The sequence below is a fragment of the Brenneria sp. g21c3 genome, from assembly GCF_040240345.1.
GTDB lineage: Bacteria > Pseudomonadota > Gammaproteobacteria > Enterobacterales > Enterobacteriaceae > Brenneria.
Genome location: NZ_JBEIAB010000002.1, coordinates 411,141 through 427,542, shown reverse-complemented (window position 1 = coordinate 427,542; position 16,402 = coordinate 411,141). Strand labels below are relative to the sequence as shown.

The window sequence follows — 16,402 nt, the reverse complement described above, 5'->3', positions numbered from 1 at the left end:
CGCGCCATTCGGCGTAACCATTCCTCCCCGGTTATACGATGAGGCGCATTAAACAATCACGCCGCCGCTGGCAATCAAGGGACGCGCGATGGTCAGGCGTTGCACGGTACGCGGGCCTTCCTCGAACCATAGCGCTCTGGCATCGCGATACATTCTTTCCACCGGGCCATAGGGATTGTCTTCGAAATAGCCAATGCCGCCGAAGATTTCCAGGCAGCTATCCGATACGGTGCGTACGGTATCGATGCCGTGGAGCTTACACATCGACGACACCATTTCGATGCTTTCACCACGGTCAAACTTCCTGGCGCAGTCCTGTAGCATCAGGCGTAGCGCATGAACCTGAGTTCCCATATCGGCAATCGTTTGTTGTATCGCCTGCCGGGCGACCAGGGGTTTGCCGAATGTCACCCGGTCTTCGGCGCGTTTGATGGCCAGTTCAAGAAAACGCTGCGACAAGCCGAGGCAAGTGACGGCGACCATGGCGCGTGAATGCGCCAGCGCTTCCATAAAGATATCCAGCCCATCGCCCTCCTTACCCAGGATATTGTGGGCCGGCACTTCACAATTTTCGAAGCGTAAATCAGCATGGCCGGCGCCGCGACACCCCATCATGTGCGGCATCGGATCGGTGTAGTAACCCGGCGTATTGGTATCAACGATAAACGCCGTCAAACCGCCTTTCTTACGTTTTGTTTCGTCGGTTACGGCGATGACATAAGCGGCTTTGGCGATGTCGGTATGGGAAATCAGCGTTTTGGTGCCGTTCAGAATATACTTGTCGCCTTTTCTGACCGCGGTGGTGCGAATATCCGCGCCGGAACCGCTGTCGGCTTCAGTCAGCGCGAACAGGATATAAAAATCCCTTTCGTCGGCCAGTCGCGGCAACCACTCCGCTTTCAAATCCTCCGGGCCATGATCGCGCAAAATCCGCCAGCTAAGTCCGTTGGCGCAATGCAGGTTCATACGCATACCGCCCGGCCCCCGGCTGAATTCTTCCATAACGGCAAAAAACTGCTCGCAGTTAAGTCCCAGACCGCCATACTCCTCAGGCAGGCTCAGCCGAACCAGATCATTTTTAACGATGACATCGTAATAGGCATCGGGGAATACGTTGGTTCTTTCCGCCTCCTCCTGTAATTCTTCAAGTTCGTTCTCGGTCACGTTACGGATTTTTTTCTTCAGGGTTTCCAATTCTTGCTCTGATAGTATGGCCATATACTAACCTCTGTTTGTCATGGGGTTAAAATAATGGGCAGCGCACCTTACATTTCTATCGCCATAAATATTTGTTAATAAAAATGCGCGACCTCTGATAGAGCCAGTTTTAAAAATAGTATCCGGTTATGCAGATGGTGGGACATTATAAGAATATCGCATTGAATTTAAAAACCGACATTTACGACAAATAGTTGGATAAAACGCGCCAACATAATAAACAACAACAAACCACAATTAATAACCATTGAAAAAACAAAGCATTACAACCAGGAAAAACCATCAATAAACAGATTTTAAAAATAACAGTCTTTCTTGATTTGAGAGATAGGTCAACATTAAGGAAATATAATCATTTCCTGATAAAATGCACGAACACAAATAAGACAATAATAACCTTATGATTAATATCAATGTCCAATTTGTCCTGTTAATGGTTTTAATTGTCAATGTTTAATTCGCGCTAATTATCCTATGCTGACAGCGTTTTATAAATATACCCTGACAGGGTAAGCGAGACCTGGCGGAAAAAATAATAACTCGCCGTCAGCGTCGTTTAATATTTTCGGCGTACGGGGTAATCAAGCCAAACTTGCCTATATAGGGCCGCGGTGATTGCCACTGACTAACGAGGAGGCGTTATGGACTTCCAGGCCGGCGATAAAACAATCAACAGGGGGACATATGGATTTTAAATTAACGGAAGAACAAGAGCTGCTGCTGGCAAGCATCCGTGAATTGATTAACCGCGATTTCCCTGAGGAATACTTTAAAACCTGCGATGAATCGCACGCATTCCCCCATAAGTTTTTTATCGCCTTAGCCGAAAGCGGAATCGGTCTGCTGGGCATCCCGGAGGAGCTGGGCGGCGTGCCGGCGGATATGCTGACTCAGGTACTGGCGATAGAAGAGGTGGGACGCCTGGGCGCGCCGGCTTATAACATGACCAGCGGACTGTGTATGCATAATATGCTGCGTTTCGGCAGCCCGGAGCAGTTGCAGAAAAGCGCGGAGGCAAGTCTGAGCGGGCTCCCCGCCTACTCGCTGGCCTTTACCGAACCGCAGGCCGGTTCCGATAACAATCGCATCGCCACCACCTATACGCGAAAAAACGGCAAAGTGTATCTGAACGGACAAAAAACCTTTATCACCGGCGCAAAAGACTTTCCTTATATGCTGGTGCTGGCCCGCAATCCGCAGCCGGAAGACGCCAAACACTGCTTTACCCTCTGGTGGCTCGATCCCCATTCGCCAGGGGTGAAATGCAACGATCTGCATAAGGCCGGCTGGCATATGGTCAGCAACTGTGAAGTTTTCCTCGACAACGTTGAACTGGAAGAGAGCGCGATGGTAGGCCGCGAAGGCTACGGCTTTATCCATATGATGGAAAACTTTGAAATTGAACGCCTGGTTATCGCCGCACACTCGCTCGGGGTCGCCGAGTGCGCTTTTGAAGATGCCGCCCGCTACGCCAACCAGCGCGTTCAGTTCGGCAAACCCATCGGCCAGTTCCAGATGATCCAGCTCAAGCTCACCCAGATGGCCGTCAAGATTCAGAATATGAAGAACTTTGTCTACCGCGTGGCCTGGGAGTGCGACAACGAATTGTCGCTGCGCGCGTCCTCACCCATGTGCAAAGTCTATTGCACGCAGGCGGCCGGCGAAGTGGTTGACGACGCGCTGCAAATCCTGGGGGGACTGGGCTACACCGACGACAGCCGGATATCTCGTTTCTGGCGCGATATTCGCGTCAACCGCATTACCGGCGGCACCGATGAAATCATGGTGTATATCGCCGGCCGGCAGATCCTGAAACAGTATGAAAGCAGATAGGGGGAATAATGAAAATCATCACCTGTTGCAAGCTGGTGCAGGAAGAACAGGACATCGTGATCACGGCTGAAAGGACGCTGAATTTCGATCGCGCCGACGCCAAGATCAGCCAGTTCGATCTGAATGCGCTGGAAGCCGCCATCCAGCTAGCCGGCGAAGACGATGAGGTCGTGGCGCTCAGTATCGGCGGCAAACTGCTGGAAAACTCCAAAGTCCGCAAGGATCTTTTGTCGCGCGGCCCCGACGCGCTTTATCTGGTGCAGGACGAGCGTCTGGAACGCGCCCTGCCCTACGATACCGCGCAGGCGCTGGCCGCCGCCGCCAATAAGATCGGGTTCGATCTGCTGCTGTTCGGCGAAGGATCCGGCGATATCTATGCCCAACAGGTCGGCCTGCTGGTGGGGGAAATGCTTCAGTTGCCCACCCTGAACGCCGTCAGCGCGATCGCGGCGACGGGAGACCGCGTCAGGGTGGAGCGCTCGCTGGAAGATGAAGTGGAAGTGCTGGACATTTCCCTCCCTGCCGTACTGTGCGTCACCTCCGATATCAACGAGCCGAAGATCCCCTCGATGAAAGCCATTCTGGGCGCGGGGAAAAAGCCGGTGACGCAATGGCGCCCGGACGACATCGACTGGACGCCCGCCGCCCCGCACAGCGAACTGGTCAGCGTCTTTGCGCCGGCGCAGACCGAGCGTAAACACATCATCATGGAAGATGACTCACCCGCCAGCGTCAGCCAACTGGCCGACTATCTGAGTAAGGCGCTGAACTAAGAGGACGACATCATGAGCAAACTGACCAATGTATGGGTGTTCAGCGACAAGAACGATCGCTATGCCGAACTGCTGGCCGGCGCACGTCAGTTGGGAGAACGGGTGACGGCGCTGGCGACTCACGCCGATAGCGTCGAACATATTCAGCGACAGGGCGCGGATACGCTCTATCGGCTGGCCGAGCCGACGCCATTGCAGCGGATAGAAAATTACGCGGAAACCATTGCCGCCGCGATAAAGCATCAGGTTGAGCAAGCCAATGCGCAGACCGCCACGCTGATCCTGCTGGCGGCGACCAAACGCGGCAAAGCGCTGGCGGCCAGACTGAGTATCCAGCTCGATGCCGCGCTGGTTAACGACGCCACCGCCCTTAGCGTGGAAGACGACGCTATCTATGCCGAGCACCGCATGTACGGCGGTCTGGCTTTCGGCCGGGAAAAAATCAATACCCCGATTGCCGTCGTCACGCTGGCTGCCGGCGTATTCGAACCGCAGGCGGAAAGCGCGCCGCGCCCCTGCCAGGTGATACAAACGGACTACCTCACGCCCCGACGGGAAATGGTTTGCCAGGAACGCCGGGGCAAACCCGCCAGCAGCGTGGATCTGAGTAAAGCCAAACGCGTGGTGGGCATCGGCCGGGGTCTGGCGGCGCAGGACGATCTGCGCATGGTGCAGGAGTTGGCGGCGCTTCTTCAGGCCGAGGTGGGCTGTTCGCGGCCGATCGCCGAAGGCGAACACTGGATGGAGCGCGAGCGCTATATCGGCGTGTCCGGCGTATTGCTGAAATCCGATCTCTATCTGGCGCTCGGCATTTCCGGGCAGATCCAGCATATGGTCGGCGGCAACGGCGCCAAAACCATCGTCGCCGTCAACAAAGACAAGAACGCGCCTATTTTTCAATACGCCGACTACGGCCTGGTGGGGGATATCTATAAGGTGGTGCCGGCCCTGATTGAAGAACTAAATCGCTAATAATAAACGGCCCGCCCACCTAAAACGGACGCGGGCCGGGGAGCCGAAAGCATGTCGGAAGAAAAATTCGATGCCATCGTGGTCGGGGCGGGCGTCGCCGGATGCATCGCCGGTTACGTGATGGCCAAAGCCGGGCTGGATGTTCTGGTGATAGAACGCGGCAGCGCGCCCGGCAGTAAAAACATGACCGGCGGGCGTCTTTATGCCCACAGTCTGGAGAAAATCATGCCCGGCTTTGCGCAGGAAGCGCCGTTGGAAAGGAAAGTCACCCGGGAAAAAATTTCATTTTTAACCGAAGAAAGCGCCGTCACGCTGGACTTTCATACCGAGCAGTCAGACCAGCCGCGGCAACACTCCTATACGGTGTTGCGCGGCGCGTTTGACCCCTGGCTGATGGAAAAAGCGGAAGCCGCTGGCGCGCAGTTTATCGCCGGCGTCCGGGTCGACGCCCTGCTGAAAGAGGGCGCCAGGGTTACCGGCGTACAGGCGGGCGAGGATACGCTGGCGGCCAATATCGTCATTCTGGCCGATGGCGTTAATTCCCTGCTTGGCCGCGACATCGGCCTGGTTGCGCCGCCCTCGCCGCACCACTTCGCGGTTGGCGTCAAAGAGCTGATCTCGCTGCCGCAATCGCAACTGGAAGATCGCTTTAACCTGCCCCCCGGCGAAGGAGCGGCCTGGCTGTTCGCCGGCTCGCCGTCGGACGGGCTGTTGGGCGGCGGCTTTCTTTATACCAACCGCGACACGCTTTCTCTCGGGCTGGTTTGCGGACTGGGGGATATCGAAAAGGCGCGCAAAAGCGTGCCGCAAATGCTGGAGGATTTTAAGCGCCACCCCGCCATCCGGCCGCTTATTCAGGGAGGAACATTACAGGAATATTCGGCGCATATGGTGCCGGAAGGCGGGATGGCGATGCTGCCCCGGCTGGTCGGCAACGGCGTAATGATCGTCGGCGACGCCGCCGGTCTCTGCCTGAATCTGGGCTATACCGTGCGCGGTATGGATCTGGCTATCGCCTCGGCGGAAGCGGCCGCCATCACCGCCATCGAGGCAAAACAGACGCAAGATTTCAGCGCCGACGGTTTGATGGGCTACAGCCGGCAGTTGGAGCAGAGCTTCGTGTTGCAGGATATGCAGCGCTACCGCAAGCTGCCCGCCCTGATGGAAAACCCGCGTCTATTCAACCAATACCCGCGCATGGCCGCCGACCTGATGTCCGATTTATTTGTTATCGACGGTCAACCGAGCCGATCCGTTGCGGCGAAACTCTGGGCGCGCGGCAAACAGGTCGGCCTGATCAATCTACTGAAGGACGGATTCAACGGAGTACGCGCGCTATGAGCGAGGTCAATGTCGATATCAAGCTGGGGGTCAATAAGTTCCGGGTGGATGAAAGCAATCCGCATATCCTGCTGGTTGACGCGCCCGACCCGGTTCAATTCAGAAAACTGGTTATCGCCTGTCCCGCCGGTCTGTATAAACAGGACGCCGAAGGCAATATCCAATTCGACTACGCCGGCTGCCTGGAGTGCGGCACCTGCCGGGTGCTGTGCGGCGATACCATCCTGGAGAAGTGGGAATACCCGCAGGGTACGTTCGGCATCGAATACCGTTTTGGCTGACGGCCTTTACTGCCTACGCCGGCGATGTATATGAAAAAAATACGGCGACGGCGGATAACCCATAACCGGGGAATACCAATGAGCATCACAATCAAATTTAATGCGGCGCGCAGAACGCTGTATCGGAAAATGGGGTATTGGGGCGATGCGTCGCTGGCGGATTACTGGCATATGACGGCCATCGCCGCGCCGGAAAAATGCGCCGTCATCGATAACCACGGCGCGCACTATACCTATGCGCAACTGGATAACGCGGCGGCGCGCCTGGCCTCTTATCTGCTCGCCGCGGGCATCCGGCCCGGCGACAGAGTGGCGTTTCAACTCCCCGGCTGGTGCGAGTTCACGATGATTTATCTGGCCTGTCTGAAAGTCGGCGCGGTATCCGTGCCGCTACTTCCCGCCTATCGCGAATCGGAACTCACCTGGATACTCAACAAATGCCGGGCGCGTCTGTTATTTATGCCGACACGGTTTAAAAACGCCGAACCGACGTCCGTCATCGCCCCGCTGCGCGCCCAACTGCCTTACCTGCGGCAGGTGATTGCCGTCGATAAGCTGGCGCCCGCGACGTCAGAGCCGTCATTAAGCAAAATCCTGCGGGATTCGCCGGCGCTGGAACAGCCTATTCCGACCCAGGGCGACAGCCTGGCCGCCGTGTTATTTACCTCAGGCACCGAAGGGTTTCCCAAAGGGGTGATGCTGACGCACAACAATATCCTCGCCAGCGAACGCGCCTTCTACGCCACGCTGAATCTGACCTGGCAGGACAAGATTCTGATGCCCGCCCCGCTGGCGCACGCCACCGGTTTTTTGCATGGCGTCACCGCGCCTTTTCTTATCGGCGCCCGCAGCGTTCTGCTGGATATCTTCAACCCGACGCAATGTCTGACGCTGCTGGAACGAGAGCAATGCACCTGCATTATGGCCGCGACGCCCTTTCTGTATGACATCTTGTGCGCGTTGCAAAAGCAGCGCTACGATTTGTCTTCGCTGCGTTTTTTTCTCTGCGGCGGCACGGCGATACCGAAAAAAATCATCAAAGAGTGCTTGCAGGCGGGGATCCCGGTTTTCAGCGTCTACGGCGCAACGGAAAGCGCCCCTCACACCATGGTAAAACCCGATGCGCCGCGTTCGCGCATCATTAATACCGACGGGGCCGCCACGCCCGGCGTCGAAATTAAAGTCGTCGATAAGGCCCGGCAGCCGGTGCCGTGCGGAGAAGAAGGCGAAGAAGCCTCCCGCGGGCCAAACGTTTTTATGGGGTATCTGGATGAACCGGCATTAACCGCCGACGTACTGGACGACGAGGGCTGGTACTACAGCGGCGATTTGTGCCGCATGGATAAGGCAGGCTATATCAAGATCACCGGCCGGAAGAAAGACCTGATCATCCGGGGCGGGGAAAAAATCAGCAGCCTGGAACTGGAAGAGATCCTGCTGCAACACCCGCGGGTCAGGGAAGCCGCGGTGGTCGCCATGCCGGACGAGCGGCTGGGCGAACGCGCCTGCGCCTATGTAGTATTACAACATCCGTATCGCACGCTGACGCTGAGTGACGTCATTACGTTTTTCAGCCGCAAACGCGTGGCCAAATACAAATACCCCGAGCATGTGGTGATCGTCGATCGTTTGCCGCGCACCGCTTCGGGCAAGACCAAAAAATACCTGCTGCGGCGGGATATTGCTCATCGCCTCGGACTGGACGATCGCAACACGCCGGCGGAACACATCATTACCCCCCCGCCCTTTGTTGCAACATAGCGGAGGGCCGTCGATGGTATCCGCCAACAAAAGTACGGGAAGAACCGGCGCCGGACATAAAACCTCAACCCGGATAAAAAACAGCACGAAACCGACGTTCTCCGCCGCCGCGCCGCTCTTTTACCGTTGCGCCCGCTGCCGCCGGCTGGTGGTACAGCCATTCGCCGGGGACGGCGCGTTATCCCTCGCCTGCTGCGGCGAAGCGATGAGCGAGTTAACGCCGCGGTCGCCGACCGACGCCGAGGCCGAACAACATCTGCCCGCCATGGTGGTATCCGGCGGTTTTGACTCCAACGCCTTGTCCGTCACCGTCGGCCTACCGCCGCATCCGATGGAGAACGATCATCATCTGGAATGGATTTATCTCTATACGTTCCAGGGCGGACAAATCAAATTTATCGCGCCGGGCGACAGGGCCGCGGCCATCTTTTCACTCGCCGAAAAAGATGCCTACGTCTATTGCGACCGCACGATATGCAAGGGCAGCCAGTGCAAATTCAACTGCAAACGGGGATTCATCGCCTACGCGTATTGCAACCGGCACGGCCTGTGGAAGAACGCCTTTTAGACCGACGATGCGACGATCGGCGTTACCGGCCGTCGCCCGAATCGTCGTTAATGGGGGCGGCGCATCGCAATGTGGGGAATGCCGTCTTCGTCATACACGTCGCCGGTGGCGACAAAACCGAAGCCGGCGTAAAAATTCTGCAAGTGAGCCTGTGCGGAGAGGCAAAGCGGCTTTTGCGGCCAGTGGCGCGCGCAGGCCGTCAGCGCATGTTCCATCAGCAGATGTCCCAGTTGCCGCCCTCTGGCGGCGGGCGCCACAATCACCCGGCCGATGGTGACGGCATCATTGCCCGGACAGGGCGCCAGCAGCCGCGCATAGGCCACGATGCCGCCGTGGCGATAGGCGGCGATATGGCGATTGCCGTCCGCCAGATCGCGGCCGTCGATATCCTGATACGGACAGCGCTGCTCCACGATAAAAACCTGATTGCGTAACGCCAGAATATCATGCAGTGCGTTAACATTCAGATCGCCGACCTGCCAGTCATGCCATACCAGATTCATCCCCACCTCTATCCCGTCATTATTGCAATGCATTCACTTATCCTGCCAGATTGCTGACAACGTTCGAAATCTTACCTTTAATTACCCCCGCCCGGCCTCCCCCTTGTCAGCTGTCTCTTAGTCACATTTTTATGCGGACTCAGAGGCAGTTTCGTGCGCCACAATGCCGCCATTTCCATGCTACGTCGTAGCACGCGCCCGACATAGGGGGCTCAAGCGCCAGCCCCCTATGAACCCGGGCTTGCGGCTAAATTATGCCGCTGCGCGGTGCCATCGGTGTTCTTGACCGCTATTCGAGCCGCCAGTGACGCGTTCCCGACGCGGCACTAGCTTTCGCCGCATCCATGCGGCTCACTCGGCGGCCAAGTCCACCGCTGCATAATTTTTTACGCCGCGTAACAACCAACCCTGTCGGCGCTCCCGCATTTGTGTATAAGAGACAGCCCTTGTCAGGGGGAGGTGCCAACTCCCTCCCCTGCCAAGGGGAGGGTCGGGGTGGGGTGAAACTCATGACGCCCGCCGTTTAGCGGAAACCAGCCACAGCCACAATAGCCCAATGGCGCACGCGAATAACACGCCGAAGCCAATACCGATGGCGATCACCGATACCCCGAGCTTCACCACCAGCGAATAAAGCCCCAGCATCAGCAACATCGCCAGGTTTTCACCTAAATTCTGTACGGCGATGGCGTTACCGGCGCCGACGCTCTCTTTGCCCCGGTCCTGCAACAGCGCGTTGAGCGGAACAATGAAAAAGCCGCCCAGCGCGCCCAGCAAAACCAGCAATGCGTAAGCGCTGACCAGATTGTGCTGAAGGGTGAAAATCACCACCGCCACGCCAATCAGTACGCCGGCAGGCAAACAACGCCGCACCGTTTTCAGCGTCACCAGCTTAGCCGCCGCCCCGGCGCCCAGCACGATCCCCACCGCCACCATCGCATTCAGCAGCGTCGGCGTCGCGTTATCGGTAATACCCAGCGCCAGCGGCACCCACAGCACCAGCAGAAAACGCAGCGTCACCCCGGCGCCCCAGAACATACTGGTGCCAAGCAGCGAAAAACGGGTCTCGCCATCGCGCCATAACACCCGACAGGAGGCAAAGAAGCTCTGCGTCATACGGGTCGGATGCCAGGACTGCCCCGGACGCGCCGCCTTCAGCCGGGGGATCAGCATGTTGGCGCCCAACGCAATGCCGTAGGCCACCGCACAAATCGCCAGCGCCGCATGCAGGTTCCAGTCGGCCAGCACGCCGCCGGCCACCGATCCGGTGAGGATCGCGGCAATGGTCGAGGCCTCCATCAGACCGTTGGCTTTCACCAACTGTCCGCCGTGGGTAATCTCGCCCAAAATGCCGTACTTGGCCGGGGAATAGGCCGCCGCCCCCAGCCCCACCAGCGTATAGCCCGCGAACGGATTGCCGCCGAGGAAGATAACCAGCGCCCCGGCCAGCTTCAGGCTATTGGCCAGCATCATCACCCGGCCTTTGGAAAAGCTGTCCGCCACCTGGCCGACAAACGGCGCCAGAATGATGTAAGCGGCCACAAAGCCCATTTGCAAAAACGGCTGACTCCAGTCGGGATAGACCAGCACCTTGATCAGGGCCAGCGTGGCGAATAACAGCGCATTGTCGCCAAATGCGGAAAAAAACTGCGCAATAATCACCGCGCTCATATTGCGCGACAGCAGTCGCGTTTCGGGTTCCGGCATCGAATTCATGCTCCCTGCTCCGGTTGTTGTTCAGCCATCTCGCGCAACGTGACAAAATCGGTTTTGCCGCTGCCGAGTAACGGTAATGCTTTCACATAGCGAATATCGCGCGGCACCGCCAGTTCCGGTACGCCGCTGCTGCGCGCCTGCGCGGACAGTCGATCGCGGGTCAACTGGCCGTCGGTGGTAAACAGCACCAGCGCCTCGCCTTTACCGCTGTCGCTCCTGGCGCTGGCGGCGTGCTCCGCCCCCGGCGATACGCTTAACGCCAGTTGTTCGACGCTCTCCAGCGACACCATTTCGCCAGCGAGTTTGGCGAAACGTTTTACCCGGCCGACGATGGTGCAGAAGCCGTTCGCATCCAGATCGACAATATCGCCGGTGTCATACCAGCCGGCCTGCAATTCGCCCTCGGCGTTTTCCGCCGCCGGCGTTTCCAGCACCTCCGGATGTTCAACCCGCAGATAGCCTTTCATGATATTCGGCCCGCGCAGTTGCAAACGTCCGCCGCGCGCGATGCCCGGCACCGCAATCAGCCGGGATTCCATCTCCGGCAACAGTCGCCCGACGGTATGGATTTTCGCCGCCATCGGCACGTTAATCGCCACCACCGGCGCGCACTCCGTTACGCCATAGCCTTCCAGAATGCGAATGCCGAACTTATCCTGCCAGGTTTGACGCGTCGCCTCAGAGAGCTTTTCCGCCCCGGCCACCACATAACGCAAGCGCGCGAAATCATACGGATGAGCAAAACGCGCGTAGTGGCCCAGAAAGGTGGAGGTGCCGAACAGCACGGTACAGTTTTGGTCGTACACCAGTTCCGGCACGATGCGGTAATGCAGCGGGCTGGGATACAGAAACACTCTGGCGCCGGTCAACAGCGGCGTCAGCAGCCCCACGGTCAGGCCGAACGCATGGAACAGCGGCAGCGCGGACATAAAGCGGTCACGCGGCGTGAAGTCCGCCACTGTACGGATCTGTTCGACATTCGCCAGCAGGCTGTCATGCGAATGCACCACCCCTTTGGGATGACCTTCGGAACCGGAAGTAAACAGGATCATCGCCGCGTCGTCAGGCTTCTGCGCCAGCATCGCTTTAGCGGGGAATAGCAGATGCGACAGGATCCACAGCTTGTCGGCCAGCGTGACGCTATCTTTTAAATCTTCCAGATAAACCCAGTTGGCCTCGCTGACCTGCTGCGGCAACGCCGTCAGCTTGCCCTTTTCCAGAAACTGGCGGGAAGTCACAATGGTTTTGATGGTGGCGGCTTTCATGGCGCTTTGCAGCCCTTTCGCCCCGGCGGTGTAGTTCAGCATCGCCGGCACCCGATTGCGCATCGACGCGCCCAGAATCGCCGCGGCGGTAATCGTGGCGTTGGGCAGCAACAGCCCGACATGTTCATGCTCGCGGGTGAACCGCTGCAAGATGCGCGACACCCCCAGCGATTTTTTCAGTAATCCCTGATAGCTGTCCTCGTTGAAAGCGATATCGGCGATACAGGGGGAACGACGCCCGTAGCGGGTCTGCGCCGCGAGAAACGCCTGATACAGCGTATGTTGCGGCCGGGTCGCCATACGGGCATGCATCATAATCTGATGTAAATGTTCGCCCGCCAGAATACGGCGTTCTCTGGCGCTGTTCGCCTCCGGCATCGGCAGCGTGGTGGGCGGCAGATATTTTATCGTGATTTGCGGAAACCAGCGGCGTTTAAACACCCCGGACAGGCGGCCGAACGGGGTAAACTCGGCGCCGTCCAGCCGCACGGGGATAATGGTCGCGCCGGATTTCGCCGCCACAAAGGCCGCGCCGCTGTAAATTTTCATCAGCGAACCGGTGACGGTGATACGCCCCTCCGGGAATACCACCACCGGCTGACCGCGCTCAATCACTTTAATCAAGCCCTTGATCGCCAGCGGCTTGGTGGGATCCAGCGGCACAAAATCCACATAAGGTTTCAGCCAGCGCATAAACCAGCGCTCGGAAATCGTCGAATAAACGGCAAATACCGGCTTGATGGGTAAAAACAGCGCCAGCAGCGCGCCGTCAAGAAAAGAAATATGGTTAGGGGTAATTAGCAGTTTATCCTGCTGAAAATTATGGCCGTCGCCTTCGATCCTTATGCGATAAAGCCGCTTGAACACCCAGCGTAACAAGGTATAGATCATGTCTTCTCCTAATAGACAGATGATTTGCCGCGTTCAAAATACTATAGGGAACGGATCATCGCCAGAACAACCGAAATACGGCGATCGGCAGCGTAACTTATTAGGATAATTCGTATTTCGTCGCCAATAGGAGCTGACGGGAAGCGGCAACGCCGCGGCCTGAGGGATGGCGGCGGGCGGTTTCATGGGGCGATCCCCGCCGACTAACTGCGGGGATGACGAGTAATTGGTAGAAATGTCGGGGAATGGCGGGAATGCTTCCTTGCCATCCCCGCGCAGGCGGGAATGGCGGAAAGAAGGCGCCGGGTATGGAGCGACGTCGCCAGGCGTCAAAGAAGCTCGCCGTTGGAGGCGATGACCTGCTTATACCAGTCGAAACTCTTTTTCTTCGCGCGCGCCAGCGTGCCGTTGCCTGCGTTGTCTTTATCGACATAGATAAAGCCGTAGCGTTTTTTCATTTCCCCCGTGCCGGCGCTGACGATGTCAATCGGCCCCCACCAGGTGTACCCCATAATGTCGCAGCCGTCGGCAATCGCTTCCGCCACTTCCTGAAGATGCCGGCGGCCGTAGCTGATGCGCTCATCGTCCTCAATCGCGCCGTCGGCCGTTGGCGTATCTGCGCCGCCGTAGCCGTTTTCCACGATAAATAACGGCTTCTGATAACGATCGGTCAGCTCATTGCATACCAGCCGTAGTCCTTTGGCGTCAATCGGCCAGCCCCAGGCCGTTTTCTCCAGATAGGGATTCTCCAGCCCGCTGATGCCGCCGGTATCCGACAGCACCAGTTCGCCCGCCTTATGCGTGGCGCTGCGATAGTAGCTGAACCCCAGATAATCGGACGGATAGGCCGCCAGCAGTTCAATATCGCCCGGCGCCATCGTCAGTTGAATATCATAGTCGCGCCACATCCGCCGGCTGTAGGCCGGGTAAACGCCGCGCATCATCACGTCGGCATAAAACAGCGAGCGGCGGCGCAGCTGATAAGTCTCAAACACATCATCCGGGTGGCAGCGATAGGGATACACGGTGCTGAGCGACAGCATGCCGCCAATCACCGCATCGGGAATGATCTCATGACACAGTTTATTGGCGATGGCGTTAGCTACAAACATATGGTGGTTCGCCTGATAAACCGCCTGCAACAACCGATCTTTCGGCGGCCGTATCGCGCCGGCGGCGAACGGCATCCGGTTCATGTTGTTCTGTTCGTTGAAAGTCATCCAGAATTTCACCTTGTGCCGGTAGCGGCGGAATACCGTTTCGCAGTAACGGCTGAAAAAATCCACCAGTTTGCGGTTTTCCCAACCGCCGTAGCGCGTCGCCAGCGCCAGCGGCGTTTCATAGTGCGACAGGGTGATCACCGGCTGAATACCGTATTGCAGCAGTTCGTCGAACAGATCGTCGTAGAACCGGAGTCCCGCCTCATTCGGCGTGTCCTCATCCCCTTGCGGGAAGATTCGCGACCAGGCGATCGAGGTGCGGAAACATTTGAATCCCATCTCGGCGAACAGCGCCACGTCCTGCTTATAGCGGTGATAAAAATCGATCGCCTGATGGCTGGCATAGTAGAGGTTCGGGTCGATCGTTTCATCCGCCTGGCCGGCGATAATGCCGCCGCGCACCACATCGGCGATGGACGGCCCCTTGCCGTCTTCGTTCCATGCGCCCTCGGCCTGATTGGCCGCAATCGCCCCACCCCAAAGAAAATCATTTGGAAAACTTGGCATACCGATACCTCATCATTATTACATTCAGAATGTTGACTGCGGGCAGACGCCGCCGCCTGCCGCAGGTCGGTGTTCTCAATCCGCCAGTCGTTCGCCGTTGGAGGCGATAACCCGCTGATACCAGTGGAAACTTTTCTTGCGCGAACGACGCTGCGTGCCGTTGCCGTCATCATCCTGATCGACATGGATAAAGCCGTAGCGCTTCGAAATCTGCGCCGTTCCCGCGCTGATCACGTCGATCGGCCCCCACCAGGTGTAGCCAAACAGTTTGACGCCATCCCCCAACGCCTCTTTCATCTGCTCAATGTGCTGACGCAGGTAGTCAATGCGATAATCATCATCGATGGCGCCGTCAGGCTTGACGGTATCGACGGCGCCCAGCCCGTTCTCGGCAATAAACAACGGCTTCTGATAACGGTCGTAGAGTTGATTCAACGCCAGACGCAAGCCTTTGGGGTCGATCTGCCAGCCCCACTGACTGCTGGGCAGGTATGGGTTGCGGATGCCGCCGGTAATCAGGTTGCCGGTTACGCCTTCCAATGCCTCCGGGCGCGCGCTGACGGTGCTGGACATGTAATAGCTGAATGACACGAAATCGACCGGATACTGACGCAGGATCTCGTCATCGCCCTGCGCTTTCTCCAGCAGCACGCCCTTTTCCGCCAGCATGCGGTCGGTATAGGCCGGATAGTAGCCGCGCGCCTGCACATCGCTGAAAAACAGCGATACCCGCTGCTGCTCTTCACAGGCTTGCAGATCGCCCGGGTGACAGGTGTGGGGATACAGCATCTGATAGCTGATCATGCAGCCCACCTGCGCGCCGGGGATAATCTGATGGCAGGCTTTGGTGGCCAGCGCGCTGGCGACGAACTGGTGGTGCGCGCCCTGATATTTGTCCTGCTCCAGATGAGGATTATCTTCTTCAATCACGCCCACGCTGACATAAGGATGATGTTTCACGCAGTTGATCTCGTTAAAGGTCATCCAGTATTTCACCTTATGCCGGTAGCGTTCGAACACCGTCGTGGCAAAACGCAGGTAAAAATCCACCAGTTGGCGATTCGGCCAGCCGCCATATTCCGTCACCAGACACAGCGGCATTTCATAGTGCGAAAGCGAGACGATCGGCTGAATGTTATGCGCCAGCAAGGTATCCAGCACATCGTCATAAAACGCCAGCCCCTCTTCGTTCGGCTCGATTTCGTCGCCGCGGGGGAAAATGCGCGTCCAGGCAATCGACATGCGAAAACAGGTAAAGCCCATTTCGGCAAACAGCGCAATGTCCTCTTGGTAGCGGTGATAGAAATCGATGCCCTTACGTTTGGGATAATACTTCGTGCTGTTGGGATCCTGCGCTTCCGCCACCTGACGACGGGTCATAAACAGCCATTGGTCGAGCCAGCGCTCCTTTGGCGTTCTGCTGTCAAAGGTATACACATCGGAAACGGAAAGCCCTTTGCCGCCTACATCCCAGGCGCCTTCCAATTGGTTGGCCGCCGTCGCCCCGCCCCAGAGAAAATCAGCGGGAAATTGCTTGGAAAATGTCATGTTGT

General features: G+C 57.6%; 13 protein-coding genes. 7 read left to right on the top strand and 6 right to left on the bottom strand.

The features are described from left to right. Nucleotides 1-48: 48 nt before the first annotated feature. Nucleotides 49-1,218, bottom strand: coding sequence for an acyl-CoA dehydrogenase family protein (locus ABRZ28_RS04560; protein WP_319604464.1), 1,170 nt, complete (start codon nt 1,216-1,218; stop codon nt 49-51). A gap of 684 nt (nt 1,219-1,902) precedes the next feature. Here ABRZ28_RS04560 and ABRZ28_RS04555 point away from each other — a divergent pair. From ABRZ28_RS04555 to ABRZ28_RS04525, 7 genes are all read left to right on the top strand, one after another. Beyond that, the gene (locus ABRZ28_RS04555) at nt 1,903-3,051 is read left to right on the top strand and encodes an acyl-CoA dehydrogenase (RefSeq protein WP_330519606.1); all 1,149 of its coding nucleotides are present in this window, start codon (nt 1,903-1,905) and stop codon (nt 3,049-3,051) included. Nucleotides 3,052-3,059: 8 nt separating this feature from the next. Further along, nucleotides 3,060-3,824 (top strand): electron transfer flavoprotein, encoded by a 765-nt coding sequence (locus tag ABRZ28_RS04550; RefSeq protein ID WP_330519605.1) that lies wholly within the window; start codon nt 3,060-3,062, stop codon nt 3,822-3,824. 12 nt (nt 3,825-3,836) lie between these two features. Beyond that, entirely contained in the window at nt 3,837-4,796 is a 960-nt protein-coding gene (locus tag ABRZ28_RS04545) for an electron transfer flavoprotein subunit alpha (protein ID WP_319604461.1), read from the top strand. Between the two features lie 51 nt (nt 4,797-4,847). Next, nucleotides 4,848-6,137 (top strand): FAD-dependent oxidoreductase, encoded by a 1,290-nt coding sequence (locus ABRZ28_RS04540; protein WP_330519604.1) that lies wholly within the window; start codon nt 4,848-4,850, stop codon nt 6,135-6,137. Next, a complete protein-coding gene (locus ABRZ28_RS04535) occupies nt 6,134-6,418 on the top strand; it encodes a ferredoxin family protein (RefSeq protein ID WP_319604459.1) in 285 nt (94 codons plus the stop codon). Before ABRZ28_RS04540 ends, ABRZ28_RS04535 begins: the two co-directional genes overlap by 4 nt. Before the next feature lie 78 nt (nt 6,419-6,496). Beyond that, nucleotides 6,497-8,179, top strand: coding sequence for a medium-chain fatty-acid--CoA ligase (fadK, locus tag ABRZ28_RS04530; protein ID WP_330519603.1), 1,683 nt, complete (start codon nt 6,497-6,499; stop codon nt 8,177-8,179). A gap of 13 nt (nt 8,180-8,192) precedes the next feature. Beyond that, nucleotides 8,193-8,747 (top strand): desulfoferrodoxin family protein, encoded by a 555-nt coding sequence (locus ABRZ28_RS04525; RefSeq protein ID WP_330519602.1) that lies wholly within the window; start codon nt 8,193-8,195, stop codon nt 8,745-8,747. Between the two features lie 47 nt (nt 8,748-8,794). On the opposite strand, the gene ABRZ28_RS04520 is transcribed toward ABRZ28_RS04525, so the two are convergent. The 5 genes from ABRZ28_RS04520 to ABRZ28_RS04500 form a co-directional block, all read right to left on the bottom strand. Then, nucleotides 8,795-9,250 carry a GNAT family N-acetyltransferase gene (locus ABRZ28_RS04520; protein ID WP_330519654.1) on the bottom strand — a complete coding sequence of 152 codons (456 nt, stop codon included), beginning with the start codon at nt 9,248-9,250 and terminating at the stop codon, nt 8,795-8,797. 507 nt (nt 9,251-9,757) lie between these two features. Further along, nucleotides 9,758-10,966, bottom strand: coding sequence for a lysophospholipid transporter LplT (lplT, locus tag ABRZ28_RS04515; RefSeq protein ID WP_330519601.1), 1,209 nt, complete (start codon nt 10,964-10,966; stop codon nt 9,758-9,760). Next, nucleotides 10,963-13,122, bottom strand: coding sequence for a bifunctional acyl-ACP--phospholipid O-acyltransferase/long-chain-fatty-acid--ACP ligase (gene aas, locus ABRZ28_RS04510; RefSeq protein ID WP_330519600.1), 2,160 nt, complete (start codon nt 13,120-13,122; stop codon nt 10,963-10,965). The genes lplT and aas overlap by 4 nt, the downstream gene beginning before the upstream one ends. 329 nt (nt 13,123-13,451) lie before the next feature. Beyond that, nucleotides 13,452-14,849 (bottom strand): glycoside hydrolase family 1 protein, encoded by a 1,398-nt coding sequence (locus tag ABRZ28_RS04505; protein ID WP_330519599.1) that lies wholly within the window; start codon nt 14,847-14,849, stop codon nt 13,452-13,454. 75 nt (nt 14,850-14,924) lie between these two features. Next, entirely contained in the window at nt 14,925-16,397 is a 1,473-nt protein-coding gene (locus ABRZ28_RS04500) for a glycoside hydrolase family 1 protein (RefSeq protein ID WP_330519598.1), read from the bottom strand. Nucleotides 16,398-16,402: the final 5 nt, after the last annotated feature.

Coding starts and splice junctions, on each gene's coding strand:
- ABRZ28_RS04525 (WP_330519602.1), top strand. CDS start 8,193: ATGGTATCCGCCAACAAAAGTACGGGAAGAACCGGCGCCGGACATAAA.
- ABRZ28_RS04560 (WP_319604464.1), bottom strand. CDS start 1,218: ATGGCCATACTATCAGAGCAAGAATTGGAAACCCTGAAGAAAAAAATC.
- ABRZ28_RS04500 (WP_330519598.1), bottom strand. CDS start 16,397: ATGACATTTTCCAAGCAATTTCCCGCTGATTTTCTCTGGGGCGGGGCG.
- ABRZ28_RS04555 (WP_330519606.1), top strand. CDS start 1,903: ATGGATTTTAAATTAACGGAAGAACAAGAGCTGCTGCTGGCAAGCATC.
- lplT (WP_330519601.1), bottom strand. CDS start 10,966: ATGAATTCGATGCCGGAACCCGAAACGCGACTGCTGTCGCGCAATATG.
- ABRZ28_RS04540 (WP_330519604.1), top strand. CDS start 4,848: ATGTCGGAAGAAAAATTCGATGCCATCGTGGTCGGGGCGGGCGTCGCC.
- ABRZ28_RS04545 (WP_319604461.1), top strand. CDS start 3,837: ATGAGCAAACTGACCAATGTATGGGTGTTCAGCGACAAGAACGATCGC.
- ABRZ28_RS04535 (WP_319604459.1), top strand. CDS start 6,134: ATGAGCGAGGTCAATGTCGATATCAAGCTGGGGGTCAATAAGTTCCGG.
- fadK (WP_330519603.1), top strand. CDS start 6,497: ATGAGCATCACAATCAAATTTAATGCGGCGCGCAGAACGCTGTATCGG.
- ABRZ28_RS04550 (WP_330519605.1), top strand. CDS start 3,060: ATGAAAATCATCACCTGTTGCAAGCTGGTGCAGGAAGAACAGGACATC.
- aas (WP_330519600.1), bottom strand. CDS start 13,122: ATGATCTATACCTTGTTACGCTGGGTGTTCAAGCGGCTTTATCGCATA.
- ABRZ28_RS04520 (WP_330519654.1), bottom strand. CDS start 9,250: ATGAATCTGGTATGGCATGACTGGCAGGTCGGCGATCTGAATGTTAAC.
- ABRZ28_RS04505 (WP_330519599.1), bottom strand. CDS start 14,849: ATGCCAAGTTTTCCAAATGATTTTCTTTGGGGTGGGGCGATTGCGGCC.